Source organism: Microbacterium sp. CCNWLW134, assembly GCF_037083565.1.
Classification (GTDB): Bacteria; Actinomycetota; Actinomycetes; order Actinomycetales; family Microbacteriaceae; genus Microbacterium.
The window spans coordinates 1,011,310-1,024,960 of the sequence record NZ_JBAOJU010000001.1 but is presented as its reverse complement, the minus strand read 5'-3'; the positions used below and the strand labels follow the sequence as shown (position 1 = coordinate 1,024,960).

Below are 13,651 nucleotides of genomic sequence, written 5' to 3'. Positions count from 1 at the left end.
CGACTACAGACTGTGGACGGGACGCGCGCGACCGGGCGCCCGCTGAGCCTGTGCAGGAGCGAAATCATGCGAGAGCCAGATCGCGCGATCACGCGCCGCACCTGCGGCCGCAGCATCCATTCGGTGGTTTGGCGATGTAGCGGGAGCGCCGAGCGCGTCATCCTCGAAAACGCGGTACCGGTCACGATAAGCCGCGACAATGCTCGCCTGGCGACGCCAAGCAGCCGCGCTCGCCGCGCCGACGGGTACGCGCCCGAGCGACGCAATCCAGTTCTCCCGCGTCGTCAACGCGTTCTCGACCAGCGCCGTGGCGCGCTCCTCGATGAGATGTGCGCGTTCGTCGAGGGCACGCCGCATGTCGGCATCCATCTCCCCGATCGCCGCGGGGATGAGACCGGCGATCAACCGGCGTCCGTTCCCCCGCGAACTGCCACTCGACGGCTGAGTCAGAACTCGCTCGAGACGTTCGTGGAGCACGGCCGCGGCATCCTGAGCATCCTCGAATCCACGCGCAGAAGCGATACGCGGGAGCAAAGCGTCGACATTGTGCCCGAGCGCTTCGGCGCGTCGAAGGCCGGCAGTCAATGGACCGAACGCGTCCGAAGCGATCGCGGCCTCGGCCAATGCGGCTGGAAGTCCACATGCGTAGATGAGGTTCGTCCACCGTGGCCGTTGTGCGGACGAAGCGATCGTCTCGTACTCGGCAGCCAGTTGCGCGATCGCCCCCCAGCTCTCCTGCTCGCTGACGAGCGTCTCGTGGGCCGACAGTTCGGCTCCCACATGGCCAAGCACGCCAACGAGGACGTCGTGGGCCGTCGCATCCAGACGATTTCCGGGATGACGCGCGGAGTGATTGTCGTCGGGACGCGATGTGACCACGTAGGCAGTGTTCGATGCTCTCCCCCGCGTCATCGCGACGTACAGGTTCTCGCGCGTCGTTCCAGGCTCGATGACTGCGTGCGCCGTGTCGGTCGTGATGCCCTGCGCCCGGTAGGCGGTCACCGCGTAACCGAGGTCGGTGTTCTCCGCCACGTACTCGGCCGGCAGCCAGATCGGGCGAGCCCCGATGCGGTCTATGTTTCGCACGCGCAGCGAGCCATCGCGACGAATCGCGACGACCCGCCACCGCGAACCATTGCGCACCCAGCTGCCTCCCGATCGCAGTCGGCGGTCGTTCCTCCGGCTGATGACTACGTCGCCGACGGATGCTGCCATGTCATCGCGCAGCGGCGCCTCGGCGCTCGCATCCACGACGCCGGAAAGTATCAGCTCGGCGCGCGCACGTCGGTTGAGTTCACCAACCGCTTCCCCCGTGTCGGCGACAAGCACCGACGACATGCCGGAACCCATGTCGCGTAGCCACGCGCCGTAGGCAGCATCGGACATTGCATCGGCATTGCCTCCGACGATCCTCCCGTGCGCGCCGTATGCATCCAGGGCGTGTAGTCGCCCGTTCCTGAGGTCGAGCGACGCGTCCTTCTCCCATGCGTTCCGGAAGCGATGGACGTCTGCGAGCTCGGGAGCATCGGAACGTGCTTCGACCAGCATCCGGAATGCGCCGCCTGCATCGACCGACTGCAATTGCGCCCAGTCCCCCACCAGGAGGACCTTCGCACCCGCGTGCATCGCGACAGTGCAGATGCGATCAAGCGTCAGCGTGCCGGCGAGGGATGCCTCGTCGATGACGACGAGTTGACCTGCGCGCAGCGGCGCGTGCCCCTGGCGATTGTCGTGCAACCACTTGGCCGTGTTCTCGGTGGAGATTCCGAGGTCGTCGGCAAGCTCGCGAGCGGCGGCAGCGGAAGGCGCGAGCCCGATAACCGAGCCACGCCCGTGCTCGTGCTCCCACGCGAGTCGCAGAGCATGCATCGCCGTCGTCTTGCCAGCACCGGCCGGGCCGATCAAGACATCGAGCTTGCGCGATGAGGTTGCGATCGAATGCAGGGCGTTGCGCTGATCCTCTCCGAGGACGATCCCGTGATTGCGGCGCGCTCGCTCGGCGTGCTCGAGGGTTGCAGCGCCGACGACCGGTCCAGCGGTTGATTGCGACGCGGCGAGCAGTCGCTCCTCGGCATCCAGGAGAGTGATCGACGAGTAGCGCTCGGAGTTTCTCGGACGGAAGACGCTCGTGCCATCCGCACGTCGGAACTCGGCGGGCGAGAGTGCAAGTTCGGGCGGTGTGAGCCGAACGGAGCGTCTCTCTGCGGCATCCGTAATCATGCCCACGATCGCCTCTCGGTCTTCGGTTGCGATGAAGTGCCATCCCATGGTCTGCCGCGCGGCTTCGGCGTACAGGTTCCAGCGGCTCCAGGTAGAACGGCGCTCGCTTGCGGCCTCGACCACCCGCGCCGCGAGTTGGTTCAGGATGCTGTGCGACACGTCTTCCGCGCGCAACGGCGTCGGGGCATCTGACTCTCGAATCTCATCTCGCGCCCATGTTGTCGCGTCGCGGCCGAGCAGTCGACTCGCGCGGATGCGCCACTCGTGCGCAAGTTCCGCGAGCGATCGGAGTTGCTTTTCAGGGCGAGTCGACAGCGTCGCCTGCTGGCGCAGCCGGATGACCGTGACCTTCGACGGCTCGCGCCCGTGCGCAGCGATGTACTCGTCGATGAGCCGATCCTTCTCAATGTCGATATGACGCGAGCGCGACGAGAACTCGGCTGCGAGCTCCTCGGGAACGGCTGCGATCGCCCAGACGGGATTGCGATCGGCTTCGCGCTCGCGCCGCTCCCATCCGATGCCGAGAGCCCGCGTCAGGTGGTCGGCGAACACGGCGTTGTGCAACTCGGAGAGCGCCACGGTTGCCGCGTGCAGCGGTCGCCCATCGAGCGAGCGCCACTTGTCGTCGAACACTGTGCGCACCTTGTTGCTCACCACGACATGCGTGTGCAACTGCGGGTCGCCCGCACGCGAGTCGAAGTGATCGAACGCGGCGGCGATCAACCCTGTGACCTCGACCTGCGCAACGGCACCGTTGCGTGCTGACTCGCCGGCACGCGTCGCGGCAAGTTCGCGCTCCATGAAGGCGAGTACGTCGTGGATCGCCCTGTGATGAGCGTCCGCGATCTTCTCCTGAGTATCGGCGTCGGCGATCGCCCACAGGACCGATGCCGACTTCGGCAGGGAAAAGGTGAAATCGTAGCCGGCCACAGCGCGGCGGCGGGGCTGTTGCGAGGTCGTCGACCCGCGTGAGGGCTCGCTATCTGGCCCGGATTCTGGGGCCGCATACTCGGGGTACGCCCGACCGAGAGCAGCACCAGTTCCGGGGTCTCGCCCCATCCCCAGCAGCAGCTCAAGTTGGGCTTCGGAGACCCGCGATCCCGCGTCGATCCGCCCGTCGGCTAGCGTCGGCAGCCCGCTCCCGAGCCACCGCCCCGGTGGCGTCCCCGCCTCTGCGTAGTAGCGGGTCAGCGGGGTGGAAAGCGGCCGTTCCCCATCAGCCGCGGCAACCGTGCGGAGGAGGTACTTGTATCCATCCCCGGCGCTCATCACCCGTATCGACACCGACACCCGGCACCGCCTCTCGTCTGCCAGAGAGGTGCGCCGCCGTGCCCGCGTCAGCGCGCACGGCCCTCGATCTGCAAGACGTGTGGACGCTCGGAGTGTCCGTGGCGGTGGGTCAGAAGATCGCCACCTATGTGCGCGGTCCGTGTTGGGCGCCAGCTTCCTATCGCTTACAGTGTGGAACCGGGATGCCGTGGCACGGCGCTGTGGTGGTGGGGTTGGTCATCGACGGCGTGCTCTGCTTGAAAGACAGCTTCAGTGACCAGTCGGCGGGCGTGTTCGTCGGTGAGGCGGTAGAACATGGTGGTGCCGTGCCGGCGGGGTTGGACCAAACGAGCGAGGCGCATCTTGGCGAGGTGTTGGGAAACGACGGTTGGGGTCTTGTCGACGATGTCGGCGATGTGGCTCACCGACAGCTCGCCCGCCCGCAATGCGAGGATGATGCGGATTCGGGTGGGGTCCGAGAGCATCCGGAAAATCTCGGCCGCGATGTCGACGTAGGGGCTTTGCACATCGAACGTGCAGGCCTGCGGGTCTTCGCTCATGTGTCGATCGTGCCATACCGAACGTATTATATGCATATGCGTGAAGGTTTGAAGGTTTGTCGTGTCCGCCCGCCGGCAGCGTCAGCTCGAGGGGCGTACTGATGCTTGGGGTGTTGCGCAATGGCACGTACCGCGCTTTGTTTTCGGCGCAGGTGATCGCCTTGGTCGGCACGGGGTTGCTGACCGTGCCGTTGGGGTTGCTGGCGTTTGATCTTGCCGGTGCGGCGGCGGGGGCGGTGCTGGGGACGGCGTTGACGATCAAGATGGTCGCCTATGTCGGGGTCGCCCCTGTGGTGGCGGCGATCGTTGATCGGCTGCCGAAGAAGGCGGTGTTGGTCGGCGCGGATGTCGTTCGGTTGGGGATCGCGTTGCTGCTCCCCTTCGTCACGGAGGCGTGGCAGATCTATGTGCTCGTGTTCATCTTGCAGTCCGCGTCGGCGACCTTCACTCCGGCGTTCCAGTCTCTGATTCCCGCCGTGCTGCCGGATCTGCGGGAGTACACGCGCGCGCTGGCCCTGTCGCGGCTGGCGTACGACCTGGAAGCGCTGCTGAGCCCCGTGCTCGCCGCAGCATTGCTGGCTTTCGTTAGTTACAGCAGCTTGTTCATGGGCACCGCGTTCGGGTTTGCCGGATCGGCAATCCTCGTGCTGATCGCGGCGATCCCACGGCACCCTGACGACCAGCCGCCGTCGACATTCTGGGAGCGACTACCGGCGGGGGTGTTGGTGTTTGCCCGGACCCCGACGCTCCGCTTCCTGATCTTCACCAATGTGGTCGTGGCGGCGGGCACCGCGGTGGTGCTGGTCAACTCTGTCGTCTACGTGAAGAGCGTGTTCGGGCTGGGCGACGCCGCGCTGGCGGTGACTCTCGGCGCGTACGGGGCCGGGTCGCTTCTCGTGGCGGTCAGCATTCCGCGGATCGTTGACCGGTTCGGGGTCACTCGGACGATGCTCACCGGGGTAGCGGTGGTTGTCCTGGGGTTGGTTGCGGCGGTCCCAGTCACGATTGTGGCGGTGACGGCGGGGATGGGGTGGTGGGCGCTGCTGGTCGTGTGGGCGGTGCTCGGCGCGGGGACGTCGCTGATCAACACCCCCTCGTCCCGCCTGCTGGCGGCGGCCTCTACCCCCAGCAACCGCAACCTCGTCTACACCGCCCAGTTCGCGGTCTCCCACGCTTGCTTCCTCCTCACCTACCCGCTCGCCGGATGGGTCGGCGCGGCAAGCCTCCCCGCCGCGACCGCGCTGCTCACCGGCATCGCCCTGATCGGAGCAGTCGGGGCGATCGCAATCCGACGGCACGCCGACCGGACGGGCCAACCATGGCAGACCAGCGCGATCCCGGTCGCCACGCCATGACAATGGCAGGGCACGTCTTCATCGTGGACTGCACGGGCGGCGGATCGGGCTACCAGCCGGGAAGGACGATGTGGTGACGCGCCTGCCGGCTTTCCGCCGGATTGTTCTGATCGTCGCGGTGCTGAACGTGGCCTACTTCGGTGTGGAGTTCACCGTCGCGGTGACGATCGGCTCGGTCGCGCTGCTGGCTGACAGCATCGATTTCCTCGAGGACGCGGCGATCAACATGCTGATCTTCATCGCCGCGGCGTGGCCGATCGCGCGGCGCGCCAAGGTGGGCAGCGCACTGGCGTTCGTGATTCTCATCCCCGCGCTGGCAACAGCGTGGGTGGCGATTTTGAAGATGCTCGACCCGGTCCCGCCCGCACCCCTGCCGCTGTCGATCACGGCGCTGGGCGCGCTGGCGGTCAACCTGACGTGCGCGTTCTTGCTGGTCTCCCACCGCCACCATCAGGGCAGTCTGGCGAAGGCGGCGTGGCTGTCGGCCCGCAACGATGCCCTCGCGAACGTTGCCATCATTGCTGCGGCCGCGCTGACCGTCTGGTTCGCCACCGGCTGGATCGACATCATCATCGGCCTCGGGATCGCGTTGCTCAACGCCGACGCTGCCCGCACCGTCTGGCGTGCCGCCCGAGCTGAACGGCTGGACGCCGCACCGCCGCCGCCCTGACCTCACTTGCAGCGCGATGACCCGTCGCGCGGGGACAGAGCAAGTGAGTGTTCTGCCGTGGAGAGGGAGATGATGAGAGAACCGAACACGGCGGGGACTACTTCTACCCGGGCGCCAACCTGTGGGGGGTGTTCGCGATCTGGGATGGCGGCAACGCGCTGTACGGGTCACTTCTCGGCGGGGCGGTGGGAGCGTGGATCGGATGCCGCCGAACCGGGATCCGGCTATGGTCCTTCGCGGACGCCCTGGCCCCTGCCATGCTCGTCGCCCAGGCGATCGGGAGGATCGGGAACTACTTCAACCACGAGCTGTTCGGTCTGCCGACCACCCTGCCGTGGGGATTGGAGATCCTGCCCACCGACACCATGTTCCCCCCGGAGCTTCCCGCCGGGACACTGTTTCACCCACTGTTCCTCTACGAAATCATCTGGAACCTCATCGGCGTCGGCATCATCCTGTTCGTTGAACGCCGGTTCGAGCTGCGCTGGGGTCGAGCGTTCGGGGTGTATCTGATCTGGTACGGACTCGGCAGGAGCTGGCTGGAGGCGATCCGGATCGATCCGACCAGCGACATGCTGATCGGCATCCCGGCCAACGTCTGGGCCTCATTCGTCGTTATCGTGCTCGGGGTGACGTTAATCATGCTGCAGTCCGCACGGCACCCGGAACTCGAGACGTCGGTTCACAGATCAGGACGAGGCCCTCGAGCCGACGCGTCACCCGGCAAGGGCGGAGTAGAGGCCTCAATCTCCATGGTTGCGCGTAAGTGGTCGGCGACCGGTACCGACGGACGACGCTGATCAGCCCGGACGACCGCAATGGTCGCCAGGCGGACCCGCGTCGAGTGGGCATTCGTCGGGCAATCCGGCTGAGCGATAGCGTATTTAGCACGTTGCTTTGGTGTGGCGGGTGGCATCGGCTGTCCTCGTGATGGGGGCTCTGGCCGATACGGAGATTCCGGTCCGCGGCGTGATCAGTTACTCACCCCTGTGAAGAATTCGCGACACGCCCGCCACGGTGGGGTGGTCGACGTCGTTTGCAAGGCCCACCCTGACGGCGCCGAAGCTAGATGGCGCGAAGCAGTTCATCGCATGCCTGTTCGCAGCGTCGGCATGCTTCGGCGCAGACGCGGCAGTGCTCGTGCATGTCGGCGTGGCGCTCGCATTCGTCGGCGCAGGCTTTGCAGGCGGCGCGGCACGCCTCCACTGCGGCGCGTGTGATGTTGACGTCGTACCCGGTGTGTCTGGAGAGGACTCGTCCGGCGGCGTCGCATAGGTCGGCGCAGTCGAGGTTGGTGCGGATGCATTTGGTCAGTTCCGCAACCATGTCTTCACTCAGGCACGCGTCCGCGCAGGCTGTGCATGCTTGCGCGCATTCGATGCACGCGTCGATACAGCGAGCGAGGATTTCCTGGTTGACGCCTCCGAGGTCCTTGGGGTAAGTGCGCAACATATCTTGCGTAACCGTCATGGCCGTCTCCTTTCAGGGGATTCACTCGGCACGGTAACCATGACGGCGTCGTTTCCTCGAGGGTCTTGCATGCTTCACCGGGGTACGGTATCCGCTGGATCAGCAGGTCGCGTAGAACCGCGGCCCCGGAAGTGGGTCAGGCGGAGGCGGGCTTCGCGTCGGGTCAGTGCGGGGAGAGTGCTGGACGAAGTGGCGGGCGAGCGCCGGCGGGCGGGTCGTCGCCGGGTCGCGCTGTCGGCCGCGGTGTGGTCGAGCAAGCTTCGGTTCGTTTCGGGTGGTTACTGGCTGGGCGGGGGCAGGCGGCTGAGTCCGCTGTCGTCAACGACCAGCACGGCACCGTCGTCGGTGATGGTGATGGCTTCGGCCGGGCCGTGCACTGTGCCGATGTTCTGCCATTCCCCACTGGCGGTGCTGGTCCAGATGGTCTCGTCGTTGTCGACGCCGATCAGCCGCTGGTGGTCTGGGGAGGCGGCGATGAGGAACAGGCGGGGCGCGTCTGCCATCGGGCTGAAGGTGGCGCCTCGGTCGGTGCTGGCCTGGGGGCCGTCCGGGGTGACGGCGATGATGCGTCCGTTGGCGTCGACCGCGAGCCCGAAGGCGAGCAGTGTGCTACCGGTTGGAGTCCAGGTGGCCCCCGCGTCGGTGCTGGTCAGCAGCATGTTACTGCTGGCGTCTTGCCCATAGAGCGTGTCGTCCGGCCCGGCGGTGAGGGCGTGGAAGTCTTTCTCCCCGGTGAAGGCGACCGGTTCCCAGGTTTCCCCGCCATCCTGGCTGCGGATGATGCCGAGGTTCCCCTCCCCCAGTTCGGGCGGGGTGCTCCGACCGGGGTGGCCGGAGGCGATGAGGTCGTCGCCGAGGGCGGTCAACCCCATCGCGTCGAGGTCGTCCCCGCCGACGCGGATGCCGATCTCTCCGTCCGCGGTGGCGGTGTAGATGCCCTCGTGGGTGCCGAGGAGAAATCCGTTTCCGTCGGGCGCGGGGACGATCGCGTGCACGTGTGCGGTGACGGGGGGTGCGTGATCGGCGCCGGTGGACGGGGGCGTCGCGGTCGCGCAGCCGGTGAGGGTCAGGGTCAGAAGCGCGACGAGCCCGGTCGCGCGCAGGGGCATGCGCAAACCGCACCCTTTCACGGTCGGGGGTGAGGACGCCCTCGGGTGGGGCGTCCTCACCGGGTGCGTCAGAGCTGTGCGAGCAGCTCCTGCATGGTGGTGATCTCGGCGGTCTGTGTGTCGATGATGGTCTGCGCCATCTCGACCGCCTCCGGGTCTTGGCCGTTATCGACCTGATCCTGGGCCATGTCGATCGCGCCTTCGTGGTGCACGATCATCTGCTCGAGGAACAGCCGCGACGCCTCGGTGCCGGTGGTGGCTTCCAGCGCCGCCATGTCGTCTTCGCTCATCATGCCGCCGCCGTGGTCCATTCCCTCCATGCTGTCCATGTCGGGCATGTCCGCTTCCCACTCGCCCAGCCACGCTTCCAGCTGATCGATCTCGGGCTGCTGAGCGGCCTTGATGTCCTCGGCTAACTCGCGCACGCCGTCATCGATGCCGTCCTTGGCGAGGACCATGTCGGACATCTCCACGGCCTGCTGATGGTGAGGGATCATCATCTGCGCGAACATGACGTCCGCGTCGTTGAAGTCCGCCGCGGGTTCGGACGAGGACGAGTCGTTACCGTGGTCCATGCCCGGCATGGACTCGGAGCCGGAGCCGGCGGTGTCGGCGCATCCGGCAAGGGCGAGTAGTGCGGTGAGGGTGAGGGCGGCGATCGCCGCGGGACGATTCTTCATCAGGGTTCTCCAAATAGAGGTACGTGTGTGAGTTGCCGGTCAGGGTGACGGGCGAGCGATAGCGAAGCCGGGCGCGGTGTGCCGGCTTCACACGCATCACGTACGGCTGATGCAGAGAGCGGTGAGTGAAGGCGGTCGCGTTCCCGACCGCGGTTTAGCAGGCGTGACGATCGGTTTTGGCCGCGGCAGGACCGACAACCACCGCGATCCGCCTCGCGGTCGTGCCAGGAGCAGCACGGTCGCAAGCAGGGCGAGCACGCACGCCAGAGTCAGCATGTCGGAGTGGCCACCCGCTCCGCAGTCCGCGCACGGTTCGTCCGCCGCAGTATTGCCGGCATGGTGGTCATCCGCCGCGACGTCGGCTGCGGCGGAGATGGTGGTGGGGTGGCCGGCGTCAGTGGCGGTGTGGGTGTTGAGGGAGTGCATGGCCAGAAGGCCGACGATGATAGCGGCGGTGACCACGATCAGCAGCAGCAGGCTGCGGGCAATCGACCGGCACGCATACAGCCTGTTCGTCAGCGCGATCATCGACATGTCACTCCTCCCTCGTGTCCACGGTACGTCACATTCCATCGATGACCGATGACGGCGTCTCGGCGGCGGTCATCCCAACCAGGTCGCCGTGGCGTTGTAAGCGAGTCCAGATGTACACATCGGTGCTTCTTTTTTGCTCGCCTCGGCCAAGTTCGCCAATGATATCTTCGTTCAGGGAATACCGTAGGGGGGTACGGTGTATGTTCAATACAAGTCCCGTTCGGGAGCATCACACAGGCGGAAGGAAAGCCGATCATGGGCACCAGCGAGTATCAGGTCACCGGTATGACGTGCGGGCACTGCGAGATGTCTGTCCGTGAAGAGGTCTCTCAGATTCCCGGCGTCGACGAGATCCAGGTGAGTGCACAGACCGGCAAGCTCGTCGTCTCGTCCACCCACCCGCTTGATGATGCCGCCGTACTGGCCGCAGTCGATGAGGCCGGCTATTCGGCGGTGCGCGCCTGATGAACGCTGCGGGACGACTAAGCCTGTATGGTGCCGGCGTCGTGGTGGCATTCGGTGGAGCGTTCGGCATCGCGGCGGCTGTCGTACCGGACAGCGCCGTGACGAGCTGGACGGCCGCCGCGAGCGACAGCTCTATGGCCGACCACGGCGGCATGAGCAGTGCCGATACCGCGGAGACCGTCACCATTCCCGGGGTGTCCCTGTCCGCATACGGGTATGAGCTCAGCCCGATCACCGCGCCGACGGGCATCGGTGAGTCTGGCGAGTTCAGCTTCCAGATCCTCGACGCCGCCGGGACACCGCTGACCGGGTACGAGAGTTCGCACGAGAGGGATCTCCACCTGATCGCGGTGCGCACCGACGGAACCGGGTTCCGGCACGTGCATCCCACGCTCGATGAGGCCACCGGAACGTGGTCGATACCGTGGGAGTGGGCGGACGCCGGCACCTACCGGGTGTACGCGGACTTCGTGCCGGATGTGGCAGACGGCCCCGATAAGGTCACCCTTACGCGGACGATCGATGTCGCGGGTGAGTTCACCCCGACTCCGGCTACCACGACGTCCATCACGAGCGTTGTCGACGGCTACACCGTCACCCTCGACGGGAACCTGACGGCGGGGGCGAGCTCCGAGCTGACCCTGTCCGTCACCCGCGCCGGGGAGCCGGTTACCACCCTGCAGCCGTATCTAGGCGCGTTCGGGCACCTGGTCGCGTTGCGCGACGGTGACCTGGCCTACCTGCACGTGCACGCGGAAGGCGACGACCCGGAGGACGGCGACACCGCCGGCCCCGACATCCGGTTCGCTGCCGAGGCGCCCACCGCCGGCCGCTACCTGCTCTACCTCGACTTCCAGGTCGACGGGCAGGTCCGCACTGCCCCGTTCGTCGTCGACGTCGGTCACGGCACCGAGGGCACTGGCACGGATGACACACACAGCGATTCGGGCGACGGTCACTGACCGCCCCCTGACGATCTGAGAGAAGAAGGATCACCATGAGCACCACAGCCCCTGCAGGTGCGGCCGCGGAATCCGCGGTCGAACTCCAGATCGGCGGGATGACCTGCGCCTCCTGCGCGATGCGGATCGAGAAGAAGCTGAACAAGCTCGACGGCGTTGCCGCGACAGTGAACTACGCCACCGAGAAGGCGAAGGTCACCATGTCGGCCGGGTACGACCCGGCGCTACTGATCGCCGAAGTCGAGAAGACCGGTTATACCGCCGCGCTCCCGGCGCCGAAGAAGACGAAGAACGACGCCGCGGAGGACGGGGACACGGACGACGCCGACCCGGAGTTGCGCAGCCTGCGCACTCGGCTGATCGTTTCGATCATCCTCAGCGTCCCGGTCATCGCGATGGCGATGATCCCCGCGCTGCAGTTCACCTACTGGCAGTGGGCTTCTCTCGCGCTGGCGGCGCCGGTGATCGTCTGGGGCGCGTTCCCGTTCCACAAGGCCGCCTGGGCGAACCTGAAGCACGGCACCGCGACGATGGACACCCTCATCTCGATGGGCACCACCGCGGCGTTCCTGTGGTCGCTGTACGCGCTGTTCTTCGGCACCGCCGGAATCCCGGGCATGACACACCCGTTCGAGCTGACCCTAGCTCCCTCCGACGGGGCGGCGAACATCTACCTCGAGGTCGCCGCGGGGGTGACGATGTTCATCCTCCTTGGCCGCTACTTCGAGAAGCGGTCCAAGCGGCAGGCGGGAGCGGCGCTGCGTGCGTTGCTCGAAATGGGCGCGAAGGAAGTCGCGGTCCTGCGCGACGGGGTCGAGACCAAGATTTCCATTGACGACCTGCAGGTCGGTGATCAGTTCGTGGTTCGCCCGGGCGAGAAGATCGCCACCGACGGCGTCGTGGTCTCCGGCACCTCCGCGGTGGATGCGTCCATGCTGACCGGGGAGTCCGTTCCGGTCGAGGTGGGCGAGGGTGACCCGGTCACCGGCGCCACCGTGAACGCGGGCGGCCGCCTGGTCATCCGTGCCGTCCGGGTGGGCTCCGACACGCAGCTGGCCCAGATGGCCAAGCTCGTCGAGGACGCCCAGACCGGCAAGGCCGAGGTGCAGCGCCTGGCCGACAAGATCTCCGGTGTGTTCGTGCCGATCGCGATCCTCGTCGCCGTCGTCGCCTTCGGTGCCTGGTGGGGCGCGGGCTTCCCGATCTCCGCCGCGTTCACCGCCGCCGTCGCCGTCCTCGTGATCGCGTGCCCCTGCGCGCTGGGACTTGCCACCCCGACCGCTCTGCTGGTCGGCACCGGTCGCGGCGCCCAGATGGGCATCCTGATCAAGGGTCCGGAGGTCCTCGAATCCACCCGTAAGGTCGACACCGTCGTGCTGGACAAGACCGGCACCGTCACCACCGGCAAGATGACCCTGATCGACGTGATCGCCGAGCCCGGCACCGACCGGGACGAGCTGCTGCATCTCGCCGGCGCACTCGAGGATGCCTCGGAGCATCCGATCGCTCAAGCGATTGCGAAGGGCGCGACTCAGCAGACCGGCACTCTGCCTTCCGTGGGAGGGTTCACGAACCTCGAAGGCAAGGGCGTGCAGGGCATCGTCGATGGGCGAGCGCTCGTCGTCGGTCGCGAGTCGCTGCTGGCCGAGTGGTCGCTGCACCTGAGCGGAGAGGTCGCCTTGGCGAAAGCGCAGGCCGAGAGCGAAGGCAAGACCGTCGTGGCGGTCGGCTGGGACGGAACCGCCCGGGGAATCCTGATCGTCGCGGACACCGTTAAGCCGACCAGCAAGGAGGCTATCGCCCAACTCAAGGCGCTGGGTCTGACCCCGGTGCTGCTCACCGGGGACAACGAGGCAGTGGCCCGCCAGATCGCCGCCGAGGTCGGCATCGACCAGGTCATCGCCGAGGTCATGCCGAAGGACAAGGTCGATGTCGTCACCCGCCTGCAGGATGAGGGCAAGGTCGTCGCAATGGTCGGTGATGGCGTCAACGATGCCCCCGCCCTCGCACAAGCCGACCTGGGACTGGCGATGGGCACCGGCACAGATGTCGCCATCGAAGCATCCGACATCACCCTGGTCCGCGGCGACCTGCGCAGCGCAGCCGACGCGATCCGCTTGTCCCGCAAGACCCTCGGCACGATCAAGACCAACCTGTTCTGGGCCTTCGCCTACAACACCGCGGCGATTCCGATCGCCGCTCTCGGCCTCCTCAACCCGATGCTCGCCGGCGCCGCCATGGCCCTCTCCAGCGTGTTCGTCGTCGGCAACAGCCTGCGACTGCGCGGATTCACAAGCATCGCGCGCTGACCGGGCCACCTCGCCAGCGCACCCACCACCCACATCGAAAGGAATCCC

At 66.7% G+C, this 13,651-nt stretch carries 12 protein-coding genes; 6 read left to right on the top strand and 6 right to left on the bottom strand.

The annotated features are described in order from the left end of the window. Nucleotides 1-3: 3 nt before the first annotated feature. A complete protein-coding gene (gene mobF / locus V6S02_RS04810) occupies nucleotides 4-3,489 on the bottom strand; it encodes a MobF family relaxase (RefSeq protein WP_336400062.1) in 3,486 nt (1,161 codons plus the stop codon). 185 nt (nucleotides 3,490-3,674) lie between these two features. After that, entirely contained in the window at nucleotides 3,675-4,049 is a 375-nt protein-coding gene (locus V6S02_RS04805; protein ID WP_336400061.1) for an ArsR/SmtB family transcription factor, read from the bottom strand. Nucleotides 4,050-4,150: 101 nt separating this feature from the next. Between V6S02_RS04805 and V6S02_RS04800 the strand changes: the two genes are divergently transcribed. From V6S02_RS04800 to lgt, 3 genes are all read left to right on the top strand, one after another. Continuing rightward, entirely contained in the window at nucleotides 4,151-5,404 is a 1,254-nt protein-coding gene (locus V6S02_RS04800; protein ID WP_336400060.1) for an MFS transporter, read from the top strand. Between the two features lie 73 nt (nucleotides 5,405-5,477). Continuing rightward, the gene (locus V6S02_RS04795; protein WP_336400059.1) at nucleotides 5,478-6,074 is read left to right on the top strand and encodes a cation transporter; all 597 of its coding nucleotides are present in this window, start codon (nucleotides 5,478-5,480) and stop codon (nucleotides 6,072-6,074) included. A 47-nt stretch (nucleotides 6,075-6,121) separates the two neighbouring features. Then, nucleotides 6,122-6,874 (top strand): prolipoprotein diacylglyceryl transferase, encoded by a 753-nt coding sequence (gene lgt / locus V6S02_RS04790; RefSeq protein ID WP_442927896.1) that lies wholly within the window; start codon nucleotides 6,122-6,124, stop codon nucleotides 6,872-6,874. A gap of 265 nt (nucleotides 6,875-7,139) precedes the next feature. Here lgt and V6S02_RS04785 read toward each other — a convergent pair whose 3' ends face one another. From V6S02_RS04785 to V6S02_RS04770, 4 genes are all read right to left on the bottom strand, one after another. Then, a complete protein-coding gene (locus V6S02_RS04785; RefSeq protein ID WP_336400058.1) occupies nucleotides 7,140-7,544 on the bottom strand; it encodes a four-helix bundle copper-binding protein in 405 nt (134 codons plus the stop codon). 278 nt (nucleotides 7,545-7,822) lie between these two features. Next, on the bottom strand, nucleotides 7,823-8,653 hold the full coding sequence (locus tag V6S02_RS04780) for a F510_1955 family glycosylhydrolase (RefSeq protein ID WP_336400057.1): 831 nt from the start codon (nucleotides 8,651-8,653) through the stop codon (nucleotides 7,823-7,825). Nucleotides 8,654-8,721: 68 nt separating this feature from the next. Continuing rightward, complete coding sequence (locus tag V6S02_RS04775; RefSeq protein WP_336400056.1) at nucleotides 8,722-9,333, bottom strand: DUF305 domain-containing protein; 612 nt, start codon at nucleotides 9,331-9,333, stop codon at nucleotides 8,722-8,724. Between the two features lie 96 nt (nucleotides 9,334-9,429). Continuing rightward, nucleotides 9,430-9,867 (bottom strand): DUF6153 family protein, encoded by a 438-nt coding sequence (locus V6S02_RS04770; protein WP_336400055.1) that lies wholly within the window; start codon nucleotides 9,865-9,867, stop codon nucleotides 9,430-9,432. Nucleotides 9,868-10,122: 255 nt separating this feature from the next. Between V6S02_RS04770 and V6S02_RS04765 the strand changes: the two genes are divergently transcribed. Genes V6S02_RS04765 through V6S02_RS04755 form a run of 3 tightly spaced genes read left to right on the top strand, consistent with a single transcriptional unit; the run spans nucleotide 10,123 to nucleotide 13,603 of the window. Next, nucleotides 10,123-10,332 (top strand): heavy-metal-associated domain-containing protein, encoded by a 210-nt coding sequence (locus V6S02_RS04765; protein WP_336400054.1) that lies wholly within the window; start codon nucleotides 10,123-10,125, stop codon nucleotides 10,330-10,332. Between the two features lie 41 nt (nucleotides 10,333-10,373). Further along, a complete protein-coding gene (locus tag V6S02_RS04760) occupies nucleotides 10,374-11,294 on the top strand; it encodes a hypothetical protein (protein ID WP_336400053.1) in 921 nt (306 codons plus the stop codon). Nucleotides 11,295-11,329: 35 nt separating this feature from the next. Continuing rightward, nucleotides 11,330-13,603, top strand: a complete 2,274-nt coding sequence (locus V6S02_RS04755; RefSeq protein WP_336400052.1) for a heavy metal translocating P-type ATPase — start codon at nucleotides 11,330-11,332, stop codon at nucleotides 13,601-13,603. The last annotated feature ends 48 nt before the right edge of the window (nucleotides 13,604-13,651 follow it).

What these genes read in the sequence shown, in the direction of transcription:
- V6S02_RS04785 (WP_336400058.1), bottom strand. Translation starts at nt 7,544, where the DNA reads ATGACGGTTACGCAAGATATGTTGCGCACTTACCCCAAGGACCTCGGA.
- V6S02_RS04800 (WP_336400060.1), top strand. Translation starts at nt 4,151, where the DNA reads ATGCTTGGGGTGTTGCGCAATGGCACGTACCGCGCTTTGTTTTCGGCG.
- V6S02_RS04755 (WP_336400052.1), top strand. Translation starts at nt 11,330, where the DNA reads ATGAGCACCACAGCCCCTGCAGGTGCGGCCGCGGAATCCGCGGTCGAA.
- V6S02_RS04770 (WP_336400055.1), bottom strand. Translation starts at nt 9,867, where the DNA reads ATGTCGATGATCGCGCTGACGAACAGGCTGTATGCGTGCCGGTCGATT.
- mobF (WP_336400062.1), bottom strand. Translation starts at nt 3,489, where the DNA reads ATGAGCGCCGGGGATGGATACAAGTACCTCCTCCGCACGGTTGCCGCG.
- V6S02_RS04780 (WP_336400057.1), bottom strand. Translation starts at nt 8,653, where the DNA reads ATGCCCCTGCGCGCGACCGGGCTCGTCGCGCTTCTGACCCTGACCCTC.
- V6S02_RS04805 (WP_336400061.1), bottom strand. Translation starts at nt 4,049, where the DNA reads ATGAGCGAAGACCCGCAGGCCTGCACGTTCGATGTGCAAAGCCCCTAC.
- V6S02_RS04775 (WP_336400056.1), bottom strand. Translation starts at nt 9,333, where the DNA reads ATGAAGAATCGTCCCGCGGCGATCGCCGCCCTCACCCTCACCGCACTA.
- V6S02_RS04765 (WP_336400054.1), top strand. Translation starts at nt 10,123, where the DNA reads ATGGGCACCAGCGAGTATCAGGTCACCGGTATGACGTGCGGGCACTGC.